The organism is Scytonema sp. PCC 10023, assembly GCF_963920835.1.
Taxonomy (GTDB): Bacteria; Cyanobacteriota; Cyanobacteriia; order Cyanobacteriales; family Nostocaceae; genus Kalymmatonema.
The window spans coordinates 1-23381 of sequence record NZ_CAWUDP010000044.1; the positions used below are offsets into that span (position 1 = coordinate 1).

General features: G+C 40.4%; 20 protein-coding genes and 1 pseudogene. 6 read left to right on the plus strand and 15 right to left on the minus strand.

Going from position 1 to position 23381, the window contains the following annotated elements; genetic code table 11:
• Together ACM0OZ_RS24735 and ACM0OZ_RS24740 are read left to right on the plus strand one after the other, a co-directional pair.
• Positions 1–280: hypothetical protein (locus ACM0OZ_RS24735; protein ID WP_414585481.1), on the plus strand; the 280-nt coding region annotated here is incomplete at its 5' end.
• Positions 280–708: pseudogene (locus tag ACM0OZ_RS24740) on the plus strand (RNA-guided endonuclease InsQ/TnpB family protein); the annotation flags it as partial. The gene ACM0OZ_RS24735 and the pseudogene ACM0OZ_RS24740, both read left to right, overlap by 1 nt.
• Position 709: 1 nt before the next feature.
• On the opposite strand, the gene ACM0OZ_RS24745 reads toward ACM0OZ_RS24740, so the two are convergent.
• Both ACM0OZ_RS24745 and ACM0OZ_RS24750 read right to left on the minus strand, forming a co-directional pair.
• Entirely contained in the window at positions 710–1540 is an 831-nt protein-coding gene (locus tag ACM0OZ_RS24745) for a carbohydrate ABC transporter permease (protein WP_332993917.1), read from the minus strand.
• Positions 1541–1544: 4 nt separating this feature from the next.
• Positions 1545–2132 (minus strand): 5-formyltetrahydrofolate cyclo-ligase, encoded by a 588-nt coding sequence (locus tag ACM0OZ_RS24750; protein WP_414585482.1) that lies wholly within the window; start codon positions 2130–2132, stop codon positions 1545–1547.
• An 80-nt stretch (positions 2133–2212) separates the two neighbouring features.
• Between ACM0OZ_RS24750 and ACM0OZ_RS24755 the strand changes: the two genes are divergently transcribed.
• Positions 2213–2686, plus strand: coding sequence for a GNAT family N-acetyltransferase (locus tag ACM0OZ_RS24755; RefSeq protein WP_414585483.1), 474 nt, complete (start codon positions 2213–2215; stop codon positions 2684–2686).
• A gap of 182 nt (positions 2687–2868) precedes the next feature.
• Here ACM0OZ_RS24755 and ACM0OZ_RS24760 read toward each other — a convergent pair whose 3' ends face one another.
• The 4 genes from ACM0OZ_RS24760 to ACM0OZ_RS24775 form a co-directional block, all read right to left on the minus strand.
• Positions 2869–3813 (minus strand): GDP-L-fucose synthase family protein, encoded by a 945-nt coding sequence (locus ACM0OZ_RS24760; RefSeq protein ID WP_414585484.1) that lies wholly within the window; start codon positions 3811–3813, stop codon positions 2869–2871.
• Positions 3814–3836: 23 nt separating this feature from the next.
• Positions 3837–4916 carry a GDP-mannose 4,6-dehydratase gene (gmd, locus tag ACM0OZ_RS24765; RefSeq protein ID WP_414585485.1) on the minus strand — a complete coding sequence of 360 codons (1080 nt, stop codon included), beginning with the start codon at positions 4914–4916 and terminating at the stop codon, positions 3837–3839.
• A gap of 567 nt (positions 4917–5483) precedes the next feature.
• On the minus strand, positions 5484–6248 hold the full coding sequence (locus ACM0OZ_RS24770) for a sugar transferase (protein ID WP_414585545.1): 765 nt from the start codon (positions 6246–6248) through the stop codon (positions 5484–5486).
• Between the two features lie 307 nt (positions 6249–6555).
• On the minus strand, positions 6556–7695 hold the full coding sequence (locus ACM0OZ_RS24775; RefSeq protein ID WP_414585486.1) for a glycosyltransferase: 1140 nt from the start codon (positions 7693–7695) through the stop codon (positions 6556–6558).
• A 273-nt stretch (positions 7696–7968) separates the two neighbouring features.
• Between ACM0OZ_RS24775 and ACM0OZ_RS24780 the strand changes: the two genes are divergently transcribed.
• From ACM0OZ_RS24780 to ACM0OZ_RS24790, 3 genes are all read left to right on the plus strand, one after another.
• Positions 7969–8907 carry an NAD-dependent epimerase/dehydratase family protein gene (locus ACM0OZ_RS24780; protein ID WP_414585487.1) on the plus strand — a complete coding sequence of 313 codons (939 nt, stop codon included), beginning with the start codon at positions 7969–7971 and terminating at the stop codon, positions 8905–8907.
• Positions 8908–9334: 427 nt separating this feature from the next.
• Positions 9335–10429, plus strand: a complete 1095-nt coding sequence (locus ACM0OZ_RS24785) for an RRXRR domain-containing protein (protein WP_414585488.1) — start codon at positions 9335–9337, stop codon at positions 10427–10429.
• Between the two features lie 292 nt (positions 10430–10721).
• Complete coding sequence (locus ACM0OZ_RS24790; protein WP_414585546.1) at positions 10722–11600, plus strand: SMP-30/gluconolactonase/LRE family protein; 879 nt, start codon at positions 10722–10724, stop codon at positions 11598–11600.
• Between the two features lie 282 nt (positions 11601–11882).
• Here ACM0OZ_RS24790 and ACM0OZ_RS24795 read toward each other — a convergent pair whose 3' ends face one another.
• The 9 genes from ACM0OZ_RS24795 to ACM0OZ_RS24835 form a co-directional block, all read right to left on the minus strand.
• Positions 11883–12014, minus strand: coding sequence for a hypothetical protein (locus ACM0OZ_RS24795; RefSeq protein ID WP_414585489.1), 132 nt, complete (start codon positions 12012–12014; stop codon positions 11883–11885).
• 387 nt (positions 12015–12401) lie between these two features.
• Positions 12402–13817 (minus strand): hypothetical protein, encoded by a 1416-nt coding sequence (locus ACM0OZ_RS24800; RefSeq protein ID WP_414585490.1) that lies wholly within the window; start codon positions 13815–13817, stop codon positions 12402–12404.
• Positions 13818–13975: 158 nt separating this feature from the next.
• On the minus strand, positions 13976–15097 hold the full coding sequence (locus ACM0OZ_RS24805; protein WP_414585491.1) for a glycosyltransferase family 2 protein: 1122 nt from the start codon (positions 15095–15097) through the stop codon (positions 13976–13978).
• A gap of 168 nt (positions 15098–15265) precedes the next feature.
• Positions 15266–16081 carry an FkbM family methyltransferase gene (locus ACM0OZ_RS24810; RefSeq protein ID WP_414585492.1) on the minus strand — a complete coding sequence of 272 codons (816 nt, stop codon included), beginning with the start codon at positions 16079–16081 and terminating at the stop codon, positions 15266–15268.
• Positions 16082–16111: 30 nt separating this feature from the next.
• Positions 16112–17311, minus strand: coding sequence for a hypothetical protein (locus tag ACM0OZ_RS24815; protein ID WP_414585493.1), 1200 nt, complete (start codon positions 17309–17311; stop codon positions 16112–16114).
• Positions 17312–17558: 247 nt separating this feature from the next.
• Positions 17559–18344 (minus strand): hypothetical protein, encoded by a 786-nt coding sequence (locus ACM0OZ_RS24820; RefSeq protein WP_414585494.1) that lies wholly within the window; start codon positions 18342–18344, stop codon positions 17559–17561.
• Positions 18345–18678: 334 nt separating this feature from the next.
• Complete coding sequence (locus tag ACM0OZ_RS24825; RefSeq protein ID WP_414585495.1) at positions 18679–19284, minus strand: hypothetical protein; 606 nt, start codon at positions 19282–19284, stop codon at positions 18679–18681.
• 50 nt (positions 19285–19334) lie between these two features.
• Positions 19335–20849: an oligosaccharide flippase family protein gene (locus ACM0OZ_RS24830; protein WP_414585496.1), complete on the minus strand. Its 1515-nt coding sequence runs from the start codon at positions 20847–20849 to the stop codon at positions 19335–19337.
• 102 nt (positions 20850–20951) lie between these two features.
• Positions 20952–23159: a GumC family protein gene (locus ACM0OZ_RS24835; protein WP_414585497.1), complete on the minus strand. Its 2208-nt coding sequence runs from the start codon at positions 23157–23159 to the stop codon at positions 20952–20954.
• Positions 23160–23381: the final 222 nt, after the last annotated feature.

Genomic DNA, 23381 nt, shown 5'->3' on the forward strand with positions numbered 1-23381 from the left:
TTTGCTAGCTTTGATTCCACTCAAGGAACACCAGACGTTAATTGAGCGATCGCTGTCGGTCGAACCTCAAGAAATCCTCGCCAAAGACAAAAGCCCTGACAATGGTTCTTTGCTAGCTTTGATTCCACTCAAGGAACACCAGACGTTAATTGAGCGATCGCTGCCCGTCGAACTTCAACAAATCGTTGCCAAAGACAAAAGCCTTGACAACCATTCTTTGGCATTAAATAGAAACTCTATTTTGCTGCTGGGAATAGGCTTTGGTATTATCACTAGTTAGGCATGGTTCGTAATCACAATTTGGCAAAGGCAATATCTGATATTGGATGGGGAACATTCACCAACTTCTTAGCCTACAAACTAGAACGTAAAGGCGCAAAGTTGGTTGAGATAAACAGATGGTTTCCCAGTTCTAAGCTCTGTTCTAATTGTTTCTATCAGATGGGTGAGATGCCGTTAGATGTGAGGGAATGGACTTGTCCTCACTGTGGTACTCATCATGACAGAGATAAAAATGCAGCCATCAATATTAGAGCAGAGGGAGTCAGAATGCTAAAGGCGGAAGGTTCAGCCGTCTCTGCTGTAGGAGGGGAGGTAAGACCAAAGATGGGGCGAAAGTCTCATTTGAGGCACTCGCCTATGAGTACAGAAGCCCAACCTACCCTTCGGGAACGGCAAAGCCGAACAGGCGAAGCCAAGGTTGGGTAGTTCACCCTTTAACACCGCTACCAGTTTCTGTAGGGACAATGTAGCGTTGTACAAACAGGAATAATAATAGTACTGGAGCGATAGAAATGACTGAGCCTGCAGCTACCAACCGCCAGTTCAAGGAAAATGTACCCGCCAGCTTCGCGACTCCTAAAGGAAGGGTGTATAAATTTTCGTCTTGAATGACAATTAAGGGCCAAAGAAAGTCACTCCAAGAACCGATAAAAACGAAAATTGCCAGAGTGACAAGTGCTGGACCAATTGCTGGAAGCATGACGAACCACCATATGCCTAACTCCGAACAACCATCCATGCGTGCAGCTTCTTCCATTTCTTTAGGAACGCTCATAAAAGCTTGTCGTAACAGAAAAATCCCAAAAGCAGAAGCCAAGCTAGGAAAAATCATTCCCAAATATGTATTTCTCAAACCCAACTGGACTGTCAAAATGTACAGCGGAATCATCACGATTTGGAAGGGAATCATAATTGTGGAAACAATCGCAATAAAAATCCAGTCTCTTCCAGGAAATGAAAGTCTTGCCAATGGGTAAGCAGCTAAAGCGCAAAAAATCAGATTCAGGCACACAGTTAGCACTGCCACCAAGGTACTGTTAAACAGATATTGTCCAAAGGGGTTGGTTTGCCAAACATTGACAAAATTCTCAATGGTTGGTTGGCTTGGCAACAACTGCGGGGGGAATTGAAAAATATTTTCTGTTGAGGATTTCAACGCTGTACTGATCAGCCAAAACAGGGGAAACAGCGTTACTAGTGCGACAGCCCCTAATAGCCCATAAGTCCAGACCCGATTTTGGATTTTCAAATGAGTCATCTGCTTAAAATTTAATAATTTGTAGTGGGTTCAACCCAAATTCCGTACACACGCCCTGTAACCGTTTATCCCACGGTTCAACAGGTAGCTTTGGCAAATAGGCAAATTCAAAGACAATGCCAATGGTAGGCTTGTTTGCCCATTCAGGAGAACTTAGCATACGGTCATAATATCCCCCGCCATACCCCAAGCGATATCCTTGATAGTCGCAAGCAACACAGGGAATGAGAATTAAATCAACTTGATCAGGAGCTACAATTGGCGCATCAGGCTGGGGTTCAGTAATTCCATAACTCCCAGTGATTACAGAGTCTTTATGTGTCCAAATATGCCAAAAAAGCGATTGACCAACGCAGCGAGGAAAACCCCATCGGTGAGAGGTATCTGTAAATAATAGGCTTAAGTCTGGTTCTTGGCGAAAGCTAAAATAAGCAAGTATTGTTTTTGCTTGGTTAAACAGGGGAGAGGTTAAAAGGTGCGTGCAGATGCGATCGCTCTTTTGTTTCCACTCTGCCACAGACATTGAATGACGTGTTTTGAGCAGCGATTTGCGTAATTCTTTTTTCTCTAGTTGATTATCAACTTTCTCCACAGGTTTATTAAAAAAGCTTATTTCTTAGATGGCATTGTGCGTTCTCATTGTAAATTAGGTATCCAGGAAAAGGAGGATGCTTGGCTAAGGTTCATTTACGAAACGTCACGCTCGATAATTTCCGAGAATGCATCAGCTTGGAAGTGGACGAATCTCAAAAGGGGTTTGTGGCATCAAACGTGAAATCATTAGCTGAGGCTTACGTGAACCCGAATCTGTTTCCCCTAGCTATTTATGATGCCAAAGTTGCGGGTTGGGAACAGCCTCAGTTAGCAATGGTCGGCTTTACAATGTACGAAATCACGGCTGGAGTTGGTTTTATTCTTCGCCTCATGATTGACCACAAATATCAGGGGCAGGGCTACGGACGAGCGGCTATGCTGGAGGTGATAAGGCGTCTCAAGCTGCACGCAGAAGTTGAGTTAATCGCGACGAGCCATCAGACAGCTAACGAGGTAGCATCAAAACTTTACCGCAGCCTTGGATTTGTGGATTGGGACATTGAATGGGCGAGACAGCACAAATCTGAAATTTTCCTAAAATTGAACTTTTGAATCAATACCGTTCAGTTAAGGGGTATTCGTGACAATTTTATCCGTGTAAACAACAAGATTCCCGACTTCTTGAAGAAGTCGGGAATCTGAACCTTTTGAGTCCCAAAAAAACAAACAAATCAGATCTAATAAAAAAGGTGGGCAATGCCCACCCTACGATTATTTTGACGTTTTTACAAAAACTATGCGCCGTGCTGACGCCACCACTCAATCGTATTCTTCAACCCTTGCTTGAAGTCTACTTGAGCTGTGAATCCAAAGGCTTTCTTCGCCCGTTCGGTATCTAAACAACGGCGCGGTTGACCGTTGGGTTTGTCTGTTTCCCAAACAATTTCGCCGTCAAACTCCATCAACTCACAGATAAGATTGATCAAGTCACGGATGGAGATTTCATAACCAGTTCCCAAGTTGACGGGTTCAGAGTCATTGTAAGACTGAGTCCCCATGACAATACCCCGCGCTGCGTCTTCTGAATAGAGAAACTCGCGGGTGGGACTACCATCACCCCAAACTGGGAGTTTCTTTTCTCCCTTTATTTGGGCTTCGTGAACTTTGCGAATCAGCGCTGGGATGACGTGAGAACTTCTGGGGTCAAAGTTATCTTCTGGTCCGTATAAATTCACGGGTAGCAAGTAAATGCCATTAAAGCCGTATTGCTGGCGGTAAGCCTGTAGTTGGACGAGAAGGGCTTTTTTTGCGATTCCGTAAGGGGCGTTGGTTTCTTCTGGGTAGCCCTCCCACAGGTCATCTTCTTTGAATGGAACTGGGGTAAATTTGGGATAGGCGCAGATGGTGCCAACGCAGACGAATTTTTCTACGACCGCTTGATAGGATGCATGAATCAACTGGGTTCCCATCATTAAGTTGTCGTAGAACAATTCAGCCGGTTTTTCACGGTTCAGACCGATACCGCCGACGTGAGCTGCTAAGTGGATAATGATGTCTTGCTGATCTACTGCTCGTTGGCAATTTTCTAGGACACGTAGGTCGCAGTCGCGCGATCGCGGCACTGTAATTTTATCGCGATCCGCTCCAGCCTTACATAGCTGGTCTATCACCTGACGCCCCAAAAAACCAGCTCCACCAGTTACGAGAATTCTTTTGTTCTTCAGTTCTAAGGCGTTCATATTTTCTTCCTCGTTGGTGTATATCACAAGTGGAGTGCACCCAGTTCTTGCCGAATCATGGCATTATCCTGCAACACTTTTGCGACCTTACCATTTGGCGAAGTCAGTCCCAATGCTTGCAAGTCAGCTTCTACCATAATGGCTACGAGTTGCTCAAATGTGACCGATGGTTTCCAACCCAACTTTTCTCGTGCCTTAGTAGAATCACCAATCAACAAGTCTACTTCAGCTGGACGAAGATAGCGTTCGTCAAACTCCAGATGATCTTCCCAATTGAGGTTCACATAACCAAACGCCAGTTCGAGAAACTCGCGCACGGAATGGGTTTCACCAGTAGCAATTACGTAATCGTCTGGCTGCTCATGCTGTAGCATCAACCACATTGCCCTGACGTAATCCTTTGCATAGCCCCAGTCTCGCTTGGCATCAAGATTACCCATGTAAAGCTTTTTCTGTCTGCCGCCAAGGATTCTGGCAACTGCCATTGTAATCTTACGCGTAACAAATGTTTCACCCCGTCGAGGCGATTCATGGTTAAAAAGTATGCCATTACACGCGAACATACCGTAAGACTCACGGTAATTTACCGTTTGCCAATGAGCGTAAACCTTAGCACAAGCATAAGGACTACGGGGATAAAACGGAGTTATTTCTTTCTGGGGAACTTCTTGTACCAAGCCATACATTTCTGAAGAACCCGCTTGGTAGAACCGCACCTGAATGCCTGTGCGATGCCGATAGTCACGAATCGCTTCCAACAAACGTAGCGTTCCCATTCCGACTGCATCCACGGTGTATTCTGGAGAATCAAAGCTTACCCGTACATGGGATTGAGCGCCTAGGTTGTAAATTTCTACTGGTTGAACTTCCTCTAGAATGCGGCGTAGCGTGGTACCATCCGTCAAGTCACCATAGTGTAGAAATAAGCGCACTCCCTCTTTGTGAGGGTCTTCGTAAATGTGATCTATGCGATCGGTGTTGAAAGTGGATGTCCGGCGTATTATACCATGAACTTCATATCCTTGCTCTAATAAAAACTCACTGAGATATGAACCATCTTGACCGGTAATACCAGTAATTAACGCTCGCTTCTTTTGCGTCATGCTTTATTATTCCTTGTCGTTACTGAATAGATCAATACAGGCGACCTGGTACAACCTAACAGGTAATTGCTCAATTTCCCAACGGGAAACCTACGAGTCTCACTTGCAGACCAGCTGATTATTATAAGTAAATCTGCCGATTTGTAAGTTTACAACAAGCCCCTCTTACCCTATGCAGATTGTTTTCTGTTATTTCTGTAATTTTTTTTGATCTTCATCAAAACTTTATAGAAATTTGAAAAATTTTTAAATTATCTTAAAATTATCTTAAAATTAGAGAAAATGTAAGTCATACCATTTCTTTATGAAGATGGGCTTTATTGCGGCTCATAGAGACAGTACAGTCTCTACAAAATTTATTTGGCGCAACCTCACAGAGAATTGGTATTAGTAGTTAAATTGCCGCCAAGCAACAATTTATGATTAAAAATTCGTAATTCATAATGACGACTTCAATTACGAATTACGAATTAGAAATCACGGGTTAACTATTACGAATTTAATTTGTAAAGGCACCGACAGGATGTTAGTTACTATTGGCAAGTCCCGTTTTGAACTTTGAATTGCTTAGTATGCCCCATTGTTTTTAGGCATAACCACAACGCCAATTGTTTTAAAAACTATCCACCAATCTAAGGCAAAAGTTCTGAATTTAGCATAATACAAGTCTATTTGAACCCGCCGAGGATAGGGGATATCATTGCGTCCAGAAACTTGCCACAATCCAGTAATTCCTGGTCGGATAGTTAAAATCTGATCTATGTGACAACCATATTTGGGTAGTTCTTCTGCTACTAAAGGTCGTGGACCGACAACACTCATGTCTCCTTTTAAAACATTCCAGAACTGAGGAAATTCATCCAAACTAGTGATTCGCAAAAAACGACCGATTTTCGTAATTCGCGGGTCGTGCTTGAGTTTAAAATTTGCCTCAAATTCTTCCTGCAAATGAGGAGAAGTTTGCATCATTTGCACAAGGACTTCGTCGGCATTAGTGACCATTGTCCGGAATTTAATACAATTAAAAGGTTTGTAGTTTTTACCAACCCGTTCTTGTATATAAAAAATTGGACCTTCTGAGCTTAAAGCAATCAGCAAGGCCAAAATTAAGTAGACAGGAGAAAACAAAATTAGCACCAACAGGGAAAACAGAATGTCGAATAGTCGCTTAGCAAACTCTCCGTTTAAAATCTGAAAAGACAGACCTTTAGTTTGAACTTTAGGCGTCTTTTTCTGTTGACCGCGTTTGAAGAAAGTACGCGAGCGTCTGTATGTTGCCGAGGCATTTGTCTCCGAAACACCTGCCCTGGGGAGCGGTAATAGGGCAGCCACGTTTCTTCGACTTGGGCGTAAAGACGCTCTATGCGATTGCACGGAACGGAATGCCCTAAAGGGCAATCGCCCGATCAACGGCAACCTTGCTTCAGTTGGTTGTGCCCGTCCTTCGGACAGGCGGACGCTGCTTTTAAAACAGCGGCCAGTACCGGGCGTACTACGCGATCGCTTCCCGGAGAGGAGTGAGCTCTGGGCAGTCATCATACTCCTTAACAATCCACACCACACATAGTCCCAATCTTAAAGCCAAAAGGAGGTGCTTCTGGGGTCAAATTTCCAAAAGCCTGCTAAACTTGACCATCATTCAGGTGATGGTCAAGTTTTGTGTACACTTATTTAAAAAGTCTAGGTAGCGCTGTGCAAAGATTTGCGGGGAAAATTGAGCGGTGTGCACTCGCGCATATTCCGGATTCAATTTTCCTTGATACATTTCAAACTGTTTTATTGTGTCTACCAATGCCTCCTCTGTTTGCTCCTTGAAGAATATACCAGTCGCCTGATCGCCATGTTCGCGTACATCTCGCACAGTTTCTAAAGCACCACCCGCACCGTAGGCGATCACCGGAGTGCCGCAAGCTTGCGCTTCCACCAAGGCAATGCCAAAATCTTCACAAGCTGCATATACAAAACCTTTGGCATGAGCCATATATTTTTTTACCATATCATTGGCTTGCCACCCGAGTATTTGTATATTGGATTTTGCGATCCTCCGGATTTTTTTCATCTCTGGTCCTGTCCCAATTACTACTAAAGGTAGTTGCAATTTATTAAAAGCCCTGACTATTAAACATACTTGTTTATAACTGACCAACCGGGAAACGGTTAGATAATAGTCTTGTTTTTGAGGTACAAATGGGAAACTCTCGATATGAACTGGCGGGTAAATGACTGTTGCTTCTCTTCGATAGCAGCGCCAAATACGACGAGCAGTATGCTTTGAGTTAGCAATAAAGTAATCAACTCGATTTGCTGTCAATACATCCCACTGACGCAAACGGTGCAGTAAATACCGCGCCATCCAACCAGCTAAACCACTTTCCAGGTTGCTTTGCCTAAGATAATCAAAAGTCATGTCCCAGGCGTAGCGCATCGGGCTGTGACAGTAGCAAATATGTAACTGTTCAGGAGTGGTCAGGATTCCTTTAGCAACAGCGTGAGATGAAGACAAGATGACGTCGTACGCCCGTAAATCGAGTTGTTCGATTGCTAGTGGCAACAAAGGTAAGTATTTTTGTACACCATTACGGGCAAAAGGAAAGTGCTGAAGAAACGTTGTGCCAATCTTCTGCTGATATAAATAACTTTCTGGGTTACTTGATTCAAAGTCGATGAGGGCGAACAAATCAGCATCGATGTGGTTGAGAATTTCTCGCACAACGAGTTCTGAACCACCAGTGGCTTTAGGTGTCAGCCATTCATGAACAAGGGCACATTTCAAAGGCACAGCTAACTATAGTTGGTAGAGAACACGCAAGGCGGGAGTTAGAGGTTAGTTGACTGAAAGTTTCCCACTGAATGAATGGGCAACGCCCCACTTCTAGCAAAAGACGTAATCCTTTTTAAAGAGGTTCCAAGGAAATACCGCAACCTGATAACCTCAAAGTGGGGACTGAATACTAGGTCTTGGGTACTAAGTACTGGGTATTGATTCCAGTTGCTAGTCACCACCTCACCAGTCCCTAGCCCCTTGATAAGGCAACTTTAAGATTGGGAATTTATGCGAATTCTAATTGTGGGTGGGACGCGGTTTATTGGTGTCTACCTAACTAAACTGCTGGTAGAACAAGGACATGAAGTGGTTGTGTTTAATCGTGGGAACCGTCCTGCACCCGTTGAAGGGGTAGGGCAAATTATCGGCGATCGCACTGATGCTGCCCAGTTAAAAGAAAAATTATCATCCATAAATTTTGATGCCATTTTTGATAACAATGGACGGGAACTTACTGATACTCAACCATTGGCAGAAATTTTTCAAGATCGTGTACAACATTTTGTGTACATGAGTTCTGCTGGAGTGTATCTCAAATCAGACCAAATGCCTCATGTGGAAGGCGATGCTATCGATCCAAAAAGTCGCCACCTAGGTAAGCATGAAACCGAAGCCTACTTAACCCAACAGAAATTGCCCTTTACCTCAATTCGTCCCACCTACATTTACGGTCCCTTGAACTATAACGATTTGGAAGCCTGGTTTTTTGACAGAATTGTGCGTAACCGTCCCGTTCCGATTCCAGGTCATGGCTTGCACATCACGCAACTTGGTCATGTAAAAGACTTAGCAAGGGCAATGTCGCAAGTCTTGGGCAATCCTACGGCGGTTAGACAAATTTACAACGTGTCCGGCGATCGCTTCGTCACTTTTGATGGTTTAGCCCGCGCCTGTGCTGTCGCTGCTGGCAAATCTCCTGATGAAATAAAAATTGTGCATTACGACCCGAAAAAATTTGATTTCGGTAAGCGTAAAGCTTTTCCCCTGCGGGCGCAACACTTCTTTGCTTCAGTGGATAAAGCGAAAACACAATTGAATTGGCAACCAGAGTATGACCTGATTTCTGGTTTAAGAGACTCGTTAGAAAATGATTATCTTGCTTCTGGACGCGATAAAGCCGAAATTGATTTTTCTGTGGATGAGGAGATTTTGCAAGCTAACAGCTAATTGTTGACGCTTAACAGTTAACTGTCTCCGTACTAGCACGACTTCTTTGATCAAAAGTAAAAAGCCAAAACTCAGATTTTGCACCCAACAAGAGCCAGAGGCTCTTATATCTCGTTACCAGGTTGAACCTGGTAACGAGGGTTTGGAGGCTGAGCCTCCTGACTGTTGCAACTCTTGCAAGATCTCAGAAAAGGTAATTATATAATCGTCAACTACCCACACTAACACGGAGTGTATAGTGTGGGCTTGAAAGAACCAGCTTTCAACGTAAGAGATGACTAGCCCAGGAGACTTGTTTTGTTACGGACTTCCGAATATTTCCCTAGTTCGGATTATCTCCAAGCCTACTGGTTGTAGGCGCTTGTAGAAAGGACATGCTGAACAAGTTGGGCTAAGGGACTTACAACTTTACTCAAGGATTATCTCCATGCGAGTACCAGTATTAGATAAAGACGGAAAACCACTCATGCCAACAAAACCTAGTCGTGCTAGACGTTGGCTAAAAGAAGGTAAAGCCAAAATCATACACAACAATCTGAATATTTTCTGCATTCAGTTATTAGTAGAACCATCTGGTCAAGAACAACAACCTATAGCATTGGGACTAGACCCAGGCAAAAAGTTTACGGGTGTTGGGGTGCAGTCTGCCAAGTTTACTTTGTTTATGGCACATCTCGTCTTGCCATTTCCAGATGTTACAAAAAAGATGTCTGGACGACTGATATTACGACGTGCTAGACGAGGTAGACGCATAAATCGCATGGAGCGATTTCGTAAAAGAGCGCACCGCCAAAAACGATTTGAGAACCGTAAACAGAATAAGCTACCTCCCAGTATTCGAGCCAATAAAGAGTTGGAGCTACGAGTTACCAAAGAGATAGTAAAGCTGTTTCCTGTTACTCAAATCACCTACGAATATGTTAAAGCCAAGGGCGATAAAGGATTCAGTCCGGTGATGGTTGGGCAGAAAGTGATGTTGCAATGGCTCTCAGAAATTGTACCAACCAATATACAAGAAGGTTGGCAGACCTCAATTCTCAGACAACAATTGGGGTTGTCCAAAGACAAAAAGAATAAGGAGAAGCAAATTCCTGAGACTCACGCACATGATGGGATTGCGCTGGCTGCGAGTAACTTTATGACTTTCTCGAAATTTCACACTGCAAACACCCGTGGGCATCACTGGGTGGGAGAGGTAGTGGTAAATCACGCACCATTCCGTGTCGTTGCGCGTCTAAGAGTGTTTCGTCGTCAACTCCATTTTGAGAACCCAGTCAAAGATGTACCAGGTAATAGAAAGCGTAAAGGTGGAACAGTCACACCATTCGGTTTTCGCTCTGGCGATTTAGTCAAAGCACAGAAAGCTCTTAAAGTTTGCATCGGCTGGATTGGTGGTTACACGCAAACCGCAAAAACTAAGAATGTCTCGGTTTATGACCACAATTGGCATCGTATCGGGCAATTCAGCCCGTCAAAAGTACAGCTAATAAAACGGAGTACGAGATTGTGTATTGCGTCCTAAGAGATCGGGAATTTGGGCGCTGCCCTCCTCCCTCCTAAAACTGTGTTTTGAATCAGTTGCAGGACGCGCCCAAATTCCCCCGCAATTCCTCCCGACACCGAATCAAGGATTACGGTGTGGGACTCCTTGCGGGTCTAGTTGACAAATTGCGGATTTCAATTTGTGCAAATGGAAGTAGGCGATTGGCTTTGCCACAGAAGCGAATCGCAATCGCCCGTTGCGTCGCTGGTGTAAATTGTGAGTGGGCAAACGGTCGCAAATTTTAACTCGCACTTGGAACGATTTTGCTGATATGAGTTCACCTAACTACCACCTCGATAACGTTTTAGGGGCGCGTGCCCGTCTGGGTGAAGGTCCAACTTGGGATTCAACCGATAAGCTGCTTTACTGGGTGGATATCTATAACCATAGGGTAAATCAATTCAATCCTGCCACTGGACAAAACTTGTTTTTTGATGTAGGAGACGTGGTCGGTTGTCTTGCCGTAGCAGGTGCAAATCGCTTGATTATGGGACAGCGCGATCGCCTGGCATTTCTCAATACAGAAACAGGTGAGGTAACGCCGATCATCGAGGTGGAAGCAGGTATGCCGGAGAACCGCTTTAACGATGGCAAATGTGATCCTCAAGGTCGTTTCTGGTTTGGTTCGATGTGTCCTGGTAAAAGTCAGGGTAGCCTTTATCGCTATGACCCTGATGGTTCATTGCATATAATGGAAACGGGACTGACTATTTCTAATGGTTTGGGTTGGAGTCCTGACGAAAAGACATTTTACCTGACGGATTCTGCCCACCAAAAAATTTATGCTTACGACTTTGATGCAGTCACAGGGAATATTAGCGATCGCCGGATTTTTGTAGATTTAACTAGTGAATCTTTTTATCCCGATGGGCTAACCATAGATAGTCAAGGATATATCTGGTCTGCCATGTGGGATGGGTGGTGTGTGATTCGCTTTCACCCCAAAGGTGAGGAGATATTGCGGATACAATTACCCGTGCAGCGCCCCACCAGTTGCACCTTTGGTGGTGAAGATTTGCAAACACTTTACATCACTACTGCCTCAGTCGGACTCAGCGAACAGGAGATTGAAAAAAGTTTCTATTCTGGTGACTTGTTTGCTCTCCAGACCGATATTACTGGATTGCCCACGTATGATTTTCTGGGCTAGAACAGGAATATAGCGCTTCTCGTTTGGATGAAGTAATTATAAATCTCGTGTTCCATGAGTGTCCCATGAGTGTCCCATGAGTAGTTCTTATTTCTTGATGTATTGCACTCAACACCACCAAGCGCTATATCTTTGGAATCAATGGCAGTGAGTGTTTAGCTGATCGCCTCGGTTTATGCTGCGCCAGCCGGAAAAACTTGTTCGGCGGTTAAGGTCAGTTCGCTGAACGTTGGTGACGCGCCACCTCTCGTCTCTACACATCACCCAATCTCACCAAAATCCTTAACTGAACCATATTGTATTATGACGCGTGTTGGCGAATTCAAAGTCATAATCACTGATGCGAGTGGTGCTTTGATTGTAGGCGATCGCTAAAAGCGGACGCTCCGCTACAATTTGATACGGTTTTGTCATCTTTTTGGGATTGGATTATCAAAAAGGTGTCCCCTTCTTTTTCAGGAGAAACCGAGTTTGGTTAGCGCTAGTTTTGACTGGATTACTCGTCTTGGTGAAAGCCCTGAAGGGCGATCATGTTTGTGTTTTGTGTTAGCTAGTATCATTCCTAGTAGGATAGCGATCGCCTCTACATGAATTATCTGCGCCTAAGTTAGCTCTGCACTAATAGTTCCTGAAATTCCTCAACAAGCTTGGTATGTAGCGGGAAGCTAGTTAGGTGGAAAACAAACTAAAAGAACTCAGTATGTTACTGTCGTATGCAGGTGTATTTGGGTGCATAAGTAATTATCACCGCCTAAAAATTGGCACGTATTTTTTTACCTATAGATAATCTCAATGGGGAAGTTAGAAAGTAAAACTAGGTTCTAACATATATTCTGGTCTTTTAACACCAAAATAATTCAAAATTGCCGGGGCGTATTCAAGATAATCAACAGTTTGGCTTTTGGCTGAGCTAGTTTTACTATTAAAAATAATCAAACTACCTTGGGGACAGTGGCAACCAGAGTGATGGTCTTCAACTTTAAACTTAACAAAACCTAGTTGAGAATAGGTAAAATGCTTGCCTTTAATGGAATAATATTTAGCGTTAGGTTCTAAAGAAGTTGTTAAGGTAATAATATTGTTATTTAAATCTATGTTCAAATGTATATTCTCTAAATTTTCTATAGATTCCTTGATTTCAAGAAAACACATTTTCGCTTCTTGACAATGGGAAAATGCCAGAGAATATTGAGGAACCATTCCAGCTTCTACATTATATTGGAATTTTATAGATGTAAGTTTATCTACAAATTTCCGAGGTTTTTCTAATCTGAAATCATGATTTCTTAACTTTTGTATTTCTGATGGAAGTTTTGTATTTGCATTTTGCCCCATACTACTTACAATAATTAAAATACTGTTTTTTCTTTTTGAAAACTCAATTAGTTTACTTAAGTAGTAGTCTAATAGTTCAAGTGACTCAATGATTTCATGAGAGTATTTATCTACCCAATCTTGGTCATAAACCTTGCAATGATAATCATTAGGAAAAAGTGCATACCAATAGCGATGCATATTTGCTGCAACATGATTAGTGAACAATATTGCTAAATCAGGCTCATGTTTCTGTAGCTGATGAAGAAATATATCGGCTATCAAAGGAAACTGTAAGTTTCTTAATCTTTCTTTGTTAACTTTATTCAACAATATTTTTGAAACCACACTAACACCATCAAGCATTGTTTTTAGGCGTATTCCATATCTAGGTGAATTGAATACAGTAGATAATGTATCTTGGAGTGGTGCTTTCAGGGTTGATACACGAGCATTCAGAGATGTGGTTTTAAGATTTAACTGTTGAAATGCTTGATAATAATAAGGTTTAGTAAATGCATCTTCTGCAAAGCAATCGGGAAGAACAAATTTATAGTTATCGTTCTGTGCATAGAGTGATGCTGGTGAAGAATGGAGTGTATTAACTAAACCAACATTAAATCCATTTTCTGCCAGTATTTTCCAATACAATGGAAAGTCTTGTGGTTTTGGATCATTGTACCAATGAATTTTATGTAATTCATAAGGTGAACCAGTATTGAATGAAGCCCAGGTTTGAGATGGATATAGAAAAGGCTCATCGACATCGTTAGCTATACTTTCTAAAACCAGGGAATTATCTAATAAATATGATATGGATGACTGACTTTTGATTGATTGATAGTATTTGAATGCTCTAAGCGGAATTTCGTTGGTTTCAAAAACAGTAACCTTCTGGATCATTATAAGTACCTCATTTGGTCAATGCGTAAGTCCTAAGAAGGACAAGTCAGAATCTCGTGTGCAAGTGCTGCTTTGATTGTGGGCGATCGCTGTTGTGGATTTTGACTGGGCGAACTAGAGCGAGTTTTAACCTTCGCCTTGAATGATTTGGATTTTATCTACCAACCGCTTACTCTAAAAACTCTGTGCCTGAGTAGCTGATAACTGTAACCAGAAAAGTGGGCGATCGGCATGGTTATTAGGGCAACTCCGCAGAAGAACCAGCGACTCAGCCATGAGGGAATTTCATCTTCTTCGCTGCGCCAAATTTCCCAACTAAAGTCTTTGCTAAACTTTAAAGTGATTCGCAAGCTCTCCAGAAAGGGTAATAACAGACCAAGCAAAACTAATTTTTCAATGGGTAGTCCCAGGAGAGGAAACAGCAAATCGAGGGACAGCATAAGAATAGTAATAGACAGTACCAAAAACGGTAGCTTCCCTCTTAGTTGAAATGTAGTTGAATGCTTAGTATTTGTTAGGTAGCGACCTCTACCATATTTAAAATACTGGAACCATAGAGATTTCCAACTTTTTCTAGGATAATACCAGACACAAATTTTTGAACTGATGTAGATCGCATGAAGATTTTCACAAAGTAATTCCTGATTTAATTCAGCATCCTGATTAGTAATTTGGGAAGTGTCAAATACATATTTTCGTAATTTTAAATTTAATTCAGCATCTTCATTGGGAGTTACTTCACAAGAATAGCCAGATATATCTAATAAAGCTTTTTTCCAAAAACAGCCTAAGTAGACAGTTTCAGCGTAACCATTGTAGTTTGGATCCCGATATTTTGCGCCTCCATTACCTAAAATACTTCTAGAAGCGAGAGCAACTCCTGCCTGAAAAGGAGTTTTGGCAACAAAGCGCTGTGCACCACCAACATTGAGGGCTTTTGATTCGAGTAACGCTTCAACACACCTTTCAATATAGTCGGGTGCATAGTCTGAATGAGCATCAGCTCTAAGAAAAATATCGCCTGTGCATTCCTTAAGTATCAAATTTAAAGCGGCTGCCTGAATTTTTAGAGGGTTATGCAGAAGTTTGACTCTTGAATCTTCTAAAGATAATTTTTTAACAATGTTTTGAGTGCCATCACTGCTACCACCATCAGCGATAAATACTTCTACTATGTTGGGATAATTAGTTTGTAACAATCCACGTATAACTTGTTTTATATGTAGAGATTCATTATAGGTAGGAATAGCAATAGAAACTGTTGGATATGTATCTGCCATAAAGCTTGTATAGTATATAATTACGACAGAAGCTGCTTTTAATTTACTGAGTACTGCTGACCAAGAATTTTAGACTCTCGTAAAACCTAAAAATATACAAATTCGATGCTTGTTAACTCACAAAAGGAAATCTGTATCTATCTGCAGGAGAGTTAGCACAAATCAATTTTACAGAGTTCTGGATATAGCTATAAAATTTGTTGTTGTAAATACTTCCAATGTTTCGTGATATTCCTTGATAGGAGCCAGACCATTTCTAAGTAATCTATATATAGAGTACAAAGGATTCAACAAATCGAAGAAATCTCGAAAGTAGGTACGCGAGTCTATATTACATCCACCAAACTCGAATTGAATCAAATCAATTCTACCTGCTGATAGCATATTTTTTGCCCCTTTTATAACACTTAATTCATGCCCTTCTACATCTAATTTAAGATAGTGTATGTGCTGAATACCATTTTCTAAACAGAAGTCATCCAGAGCTTTTAGTTTCACTGTCTCTGTCACCTTTATTAGTCCGAAGCTTTTACGATAGTACAGTGAAGCACAACCTGATAGTTCATCATCTGCATACAGCGTCACTTCCTCACTAAACTCTCCTAACCCAAAGTTATGCAATTGAATATTTGAGTATCCATCTAAATTTTTCTCTAAACTAGGGAAAGTGATTAGTGATGGCTCAAAACAATGCATCTTTACTCGTGTACCAAGTATCTTAGATGCTGTCTGGGCAAACTGACCCTTATTTGCACCAACATCAAATACCACCGGAATGTTCTTTGAGTCTATAGATTTTGCAAATTTAGTCAATATGTATTTCTCTCCACTATCTTCTACACCTCCACCTAGACCGATATTCATACTCCAAAGGGATAGTCTATACAAGCCTCTAAATAATGGTTGGAATGGAGTCGTGGCTAAAAGACCAAATAAGTAACGTTTTATATATTTCTTTATTATTAACTTTTGAAATAAGCACATATTTTTGATCCTTTTATGGACTATTGTTAGTTATAACCAATTAAGAAATTCAGGTATATTCTCATAAGTTGATAAACTGACAGAATCAGAAGAATACATTGGAGAAAATAACACTAATATTATAGTAACAAAAATAGAAATATTAACAAGCTTTTTCTTTGTTGTAGATGAATGGATTGCAAATAATGAAAATATAAAAGGGCTGTAAGGAAAAATATAACGAAATGAAAGAAGGGGATTTAAAATGACTACCAAGACAGAAATAATAGTACAAAATAATAGGATAGAGATTTTTTTCTTCTTTTCTAAATATAGCAATTTAGTTCTATTAAAAAATAAAATCACTAATGATGCATTGAAAGGAAGATATAAGTAAGCAACGATAGTATATCCAATGTCAAGTAAAGGAAGTGGTATTTGAAAAATATTAAACGGTCTTACAATAGGAGCAAAGAGAATTATTATAGTTTTAGCAATAAATGCTGGATATTGAAGTAATGCATCTTGACTAAAATTCTTAAGAAGCAATGCTATATCATAAACATTGGATGAACGAAATGATGTAAGATCATCATCTTGTAGCCCTGTAATAAAATTATTACCAAATGGTGTTGAGTTAAATAAAAAAAATAATACAACAAAAAATATAATTAATACTCTTGGTTTATTGAATCTGTATATTACCAAATATGTAACTACGCTTATAAAAAGACAAAATGAAAGTACTGGGCGTATAGTAATAGGTACTGATCCTATAATAATTAAAGCTATTATTCTTTGTATTCCTGTTAACAAAAACAAACTTCTCCAGAATAGTAAATAAATAAAAATCAATATAGTTTCTTTATTAGGTCCAATGACACCAATCAACAAATAGGGATTTCCTACGATAGCTAGTCTAGAATAACTTATTGCTTGAGGGGAAATATATTGAAATACATCCCGACAGATATTGAGTGACATAAATAATAATGATGAATTAAAAATCAGAAAACTTTGAGGAGCAATATTATATAATAGGTAATTAAATCTGTAATATAATGCTTTAGGTAATTCATTAAAGTCTTGTTCTATTAAAGCTTTGATTTCATAGGTATAACTATCAGGAATATAAAAATTTTGTAATTCTATTAGATGAGTTTTTGCTAAATACTGAATAATAATAACTAGAGATATTAAAATCAATAAAAGCAAATGCCAAGATATATTTTTTTTTAGTCTTGTTTTCATATTTTCTTAGTTATTTTATATTTTCAATCTAAAATAAATCCATTGCAGTTATAAAAAGCCTATAGATAAGTAAGTAGGCGAGCAAAAATCAAACTATGTCAAGAAAAGTAAAGCTTGAAAAGTAGATCGTAGTAAGAAAGCGCTTACTACATACCTTTAATTATTTACATCAACCTAATTATTTTTCCAATAACCATCAACTGAATAGAGCGATTTAGACAAAAAAATAGCAAGAAAACTAATTTTTTTAAACAGATTTTTTGCTTTTGATAGTCCACTTTTTTAAAAGCCAAAGTATGTAATAGTATAGCTTCCATAAAATTTCATAGAGTTCAAGGTAGATATTTCGCCACAACGTTGCTGTTGGACGATTTTCTAGATAATGAAAGACCTTCTCACGCTTCAGGAGACTCATGCCTCTCCACATGAATTGCCCTTTAGAGATCAGATGGATATCTATAAGTGGAGGATTAGAGAAAATACTAAGAGCTAAAGCGTAAAACTTATCATCTATTTCATTAGCTCGCTGTACTCCTCCTCGTTTCTCAATATCCCATGCTGTTTCACCAGGTTTAAGAATTGTTAGTAGGGTTGATTTCTTCCATAAAGCAATTGTCATAGAGACGCGGTAACGAGAACCTTTAGGAACTTCCCCAATTTCCTCTCCTTCATCTACTAAAGCTGGAGGATTACAAGGAATCAGCTTCAAATACCCTACCTCTTTAGTTTGAGCTAACTGAATCAATTTGACTAATCGGACAGTATCCACAGGAATAGCGGGAGGGCGATCATCTATCCAAAAAATTAGCCATTCTTGTGGAATCTGAGTAAGTGCTTTGATGAGATTGGAACTATAGTCAATATCGGGACCAATTAACAAAGGCGATACTCGTGGGTTAGAGTACTTGAGTGTGTTTGAAACTAAATAAATAGGGAAAGGGCAATCAGACCAATTTTTAAAAAAACAGTGAAAGAACGGATGCCAAACGTCTTTGTAGGCATCACAAGATACTACTAAGATTGGTATGTTCATCTTATTAACTATAAACAAGTACCTTGAAATTATAGATTTTTAGCTTTTAGCTTACTTGTAAAAAAAATAAATTTCAATTTACGTTAACTAAAAGCAGCTGAATTAGTCTCCTAACTTTCTCAACTCAAACTTTCCGCAACCATAACTCATCATTGGTATTTTTGCTAAATCAGCATTTTCGTAAAAATTTCCTTGGTCATTAACATATGAGAAAGTGCCTTAAATTTGTGATGTCATACTTCTCACATCAAGAACTTCAAGATTCCGAAAAACTAGTACATGAGAAATAAACCCATCAATTCTTGATCCAACGTCTATTAGTATTCATAATTTCTTAATTCTTTGGTGTAACACGAATAATGTCTTCTTTGACATAAGTACTCCATTTTTGTTTATTCGTTTCTACGAGTCTGAATAGTTCCTCAACTGTTGGATAATCATTTGAGCCATTGAAACACCTGGCATCATCAATTAAAATGATATGCTTATTTATAGGATGAACGAATATGTTATGCAATTCATCTACAATGGGTGATTCCTTATCACTGCAAGCAGTTATACCGCCAGAGTAATGTGCATCTAACCAAAATAAACAAGGACTTTTTATTTTCTCCAAGATAGCGGGCAATACTGTTTTGCTATCACCACAATAGAGATGTATGTGAGACTGATTAGCAAATCTTTTTACAGATCTTTTATAAAGAAATTCACTTAATTCAATTGAATGAATTTCTTTAAAGATATTTTTTAAAGCAAATATCATCTCTCCCTTATAGGTTCCAGTTTCTACCAAAACATCAAGATTATATTTTCTGGCATAGCATTTGATAATCTCTCGTTTCACTAGATGCGGTGGAGACAGGCTTCTTTTATAACCTATATCGTATACTAGTTTTTTGATTAATTGTACTATTTCAAGTTTTGCCGCCTCAAGATACATTTATAAGCTCCTGGAGTATGAAAGGAATTAGTATTACGAGTTACTATGCATTAAACTCGTTTCACAAATTTACTCGTAATAAGCCGGAGGTTCATATGCTGCTCCACTAGAAACCATGCAAAAATAACGACACTTTGTAGTGCAGCTAGCAGTAACAATCCTATAAGTGAATAGCTGGATATATCTATAAACATGGTTAGTTCTATGTTAATAATTATGATGATTAAAAACCATATAAATGGAAATTTTAGCCACTTAACCAAAAAAATATTAGATAAACTCAATTTTTGCATGGCAAATATGGGTAGTAATAGTGTTGCAATATAACCAACATTTGCAATAGTTGCTCCCAGAAAACCAAAATTAATAGCCCCTATATATATCAGTATGATTGATAAGACTCCACTAATTGAAACATTAAGCATACAGAGGTTAACTGCATTAACTGTCAAAAGAATAAAGTAACCAACAGCATTAACTGAATAAAGTGAGTAAATAATCGTTGCTATTTGAAAAGCTATTGCATTTTCTTTAGTCAAAGCTCCAGGAATCATTACCTGAACAACTAGCGGTGTAAGTGTTAATAATGCTCCACCAAATCCAAGGGCTACTGTTGCATTTAGTTGAACTGCCTGCTTAATTTTCTGCTGTAGTTCAGCTTGCTTACTACTCTGCTTTGTAAGTAAATAACTTAAAGTTGAGAGTAAGGGCTGTACAGGCAATGCTGAAAAGGTGTTAATTGAGCCTGTAACATCTACAACTGCTGCGTATACCCCAAGTGTGCTAGAACCAAGTAAAGCTCCTACAATTAGGCGATCGCCCCTTAAAAAAAGCATACCTCCTAGTGATGTGAGCCAGGTCATCAAGCTATAGCGTGCTATTGTCAGTCCTCTTTCTCTTCCACAAGTTAATCGTATACGTGTGTTCAAAAGCAGCGATCGCACTACCCAAAAATGGCTCAATAATACCGCTACACTGGTTAAAGCTTGCCACTGCATTAGTGCAACCGTCCGACCGCCTTGCCAAGCCACTGAAAATAGTCCCAAACTAATCAGCACCCATTGCATTGTATTCAGGATATTTAGCAAGCCATAACGCTGATAGGCTTGCTCCACACCAATCAAAACCTGCTGTAGCAATCTTGCCCAAACTGCTAAACCGCCTATCTTCAAAGCCTGTACAGCTTCTAATTGCTGTAGCTGCTCTAACTTCGGGAATAAGCTGACAATGCTTTCAGCACCGATCCAAAGTGCGATCGCAGCCAAGGTTGCTAGTATCAGCATTGCCCCAAAGGTTATTGTCAATGTTTGGGATAAACCGTCTGTATCTTCAGTTGCTAAGTCTTTTGAAACAAATACAGTGGTTGCTGTAGATAAACCCCCCTCAGCTAAACCAACCATGCTCATTACAGCAGAAGCCAGTGTCCACAAACCATACTCCTCAACTCCTAGTATGCGAATTAGTACGGGAATTGTGAGTACAGCTAGTCCAATCCGGACTACTCCACCTACAGCGTTGTAAAATCCATTCTTTAAAAAGCTGTTGTTCGCTAAAACTGTTGCCATTTAATAGGAGAAACTTCAACGGTACGACTGTGTAAAATCATCACTGTGCTGAAATTAACAAAAAGCTTCACCTAAAGATTAGGAAATATGAATTTACGGAAGCTAGACCTCAGCCTTTTGAGTTTTCTCTGAATTTTTCCGCCCGTAGTACTTATAGCCATAGTAGTAGCCGCCGTAGCCATCGCTATTTCTAGCACTTACGCCATTCACCACCATTCCTAAAACCTGCGATCGCGACTGTTCCAGCAGTGTCTTTGTAGTAGTAGTCGCAACAGAGTTAACTACGCCAGGACGTGCAACCAGCAACACTCCATCCACTAGCTTGCCTAATATCGTTGCATCAGCAAACACATTTAAAGGTGGCGTGTCGATAATCACAAAGTCATAGTCTCTCGCCACCTTCTTGATCAACGCAGCCATTCGCTGTGAATCCAGCAGTGCTGCTGGATTAGGCGGAATCGTACCAGCAGTTAGCACCTCTAAATTAATCAGTGTTTCTTTGGCAGTATTTTGTAACTCAGCTTGTCCCACCAAAGCATTGCTCAGCCCTGTCAAGTTTGGTATTTGCCAAATTTCCTGTTGACGTGGGCGACGCATATCTGCATCCACCAACAACACTCGGCGTCCCATCTGAGCTGTAGCTACTGCTAAGTTAGCTGCAACAAAAGACTTACCCTCACCTGGAATGGCACTTGTTACCACAATCACTTTTAGTGTTTTATCAGAGAGTGTGAAACCCAAGTTAGTCATCAGCATCTCAAACGCTGCATTGACTGGCGAATAGGGATTGTTGAGTACGAGCAGTTCTGGCTTATCCTCGGTACTGTCTGTAGTTTTGTGAGTATTTTTATTTTGAGCATAGAGAGGAATCGTACCCAGCAAGGGATAGCCCAAAAGCTCCTTAGCTTCTTCAACCGTCTTCACAGATTTATCGACACTTTCCAGCATCAGAGCTGTTCCTACAGCTAGTAGAATTCCCAAAAATCCGCCCAACGCTAAGTTCAAAGCAATACGGGGAGAAATTGGTTTTTTGGGAATTAAAGCTTCTTCGATAATCCGTGCATTGCCGACATTTTGGTTTTCCACCACCTCCACTTCTTGCAGTCGCTTCAGCAGTTGTTCATAAGTTGCTCGCGCCACTTGTAACTGTCGTTCTACCTGTAGCTGTTTTTGTTCTAGTGCAGGTAACGCTTTTAAGCGTGCTTGAAAAAGCAGGAAGGCGTTCCTTAAAGTGCCTACTTGACTCTCCAATCCCAACCGTTCTACCTCTGTTTGCACTAAATCAGCAGTCAAGGTTTGCTTGAGTTGTCCAATCTGCAAATTTTGCTCTGGTACAGATTGGGAACTCCCGAGGGTTTGAGTAACTCGTTGTCCCAGTTGCGCTCTCAAAGCTTGTTCTTGACTCAACAAATTGATAATCGTCGGATGTTCATTTGTTAGGCGAGACCGTTCCACAGCTAACTGGTCCTGCACCTTCTGGTATTCTATGAGGACTTGCTGCACCGCATTGGATTCACTTAAACTGTTGAGTGCCACAGCCTGCTGCTTATTCAATGCCAATTGACTTTGTAAAGCTTGCGAGCGACTCGTGACATCCATCAGCAGAGCCTGAACTTTGGTAATTTGGTCTGATAACTTACTCAGTCTTTCCACCCCTGCTTTCGCTTCTTCTTGTAAAGCAACAACGCTGTTTTGATCTTTAAAGCGACGCAATGCGGCTTCTGCTTCCAAAACTCTTTTGTCTACCTGAGGTAATTGCTTGCTCAAGAATTCTCGGGCTGCCGAGGCTTCTGCTCGGTTTGTTTTAATATTACTCTCAAGGTAATAACTCATGAGCGAGTTAATCACATCTGCTGCTTCTTGAGGGTTGGTACTGCGATAGGAAAGCTGCAAAACATCCGTCCCTCGGATACTTTTGAGCTTCAATCGTTTGACAAATTCATCTTTTTCTAGGGGTTTACCCTGATTATCCTTAAGCTGGAGATTAGTAATACTTTTCTGGACAATCTCGTGTGAGCGGATGACCTCAGCTTCTGTATCCAAAGGGTTGCTGAGGCTCGTTATACCACTGAGTCCTCCGACCTGTTCATTCAGTCCTTCTGTCAACGAAGATAAGGAAGAAGCACGGTTTTGCTTGTTGAAAAGCAGCTTAGCTTCTGCTTCATAAACTGGTTTTTGAATAAAGGTAATTAATCCTGTCAGTCCAAAGACAAATGCTATGACAGTAGCAATCAGCAGCCAACGCCTTTTTAGGATTAGCCAATACTGTTGCACATTAATAAAGTCTTGGTCTTCTTGCTTAGAAGGCATGGTTAATGTAATACCAGTGACAAAAATTTCGTACTGATTCTCGTTTTTCAAACATTTAAAATTTAAAAGTCAGCCCTTACAGCGCTTTCTTGTAAGTTGGGCATTGCTTCCCAATATCTCAAATGCCCATGACGCAAGCTTTTAGGGGCAATGCCATCCTACCATTTGTGGTCTAATCATTTGAAAAAAACTCCTCTCTAGGAGGCACAAAAAAGGCATGAA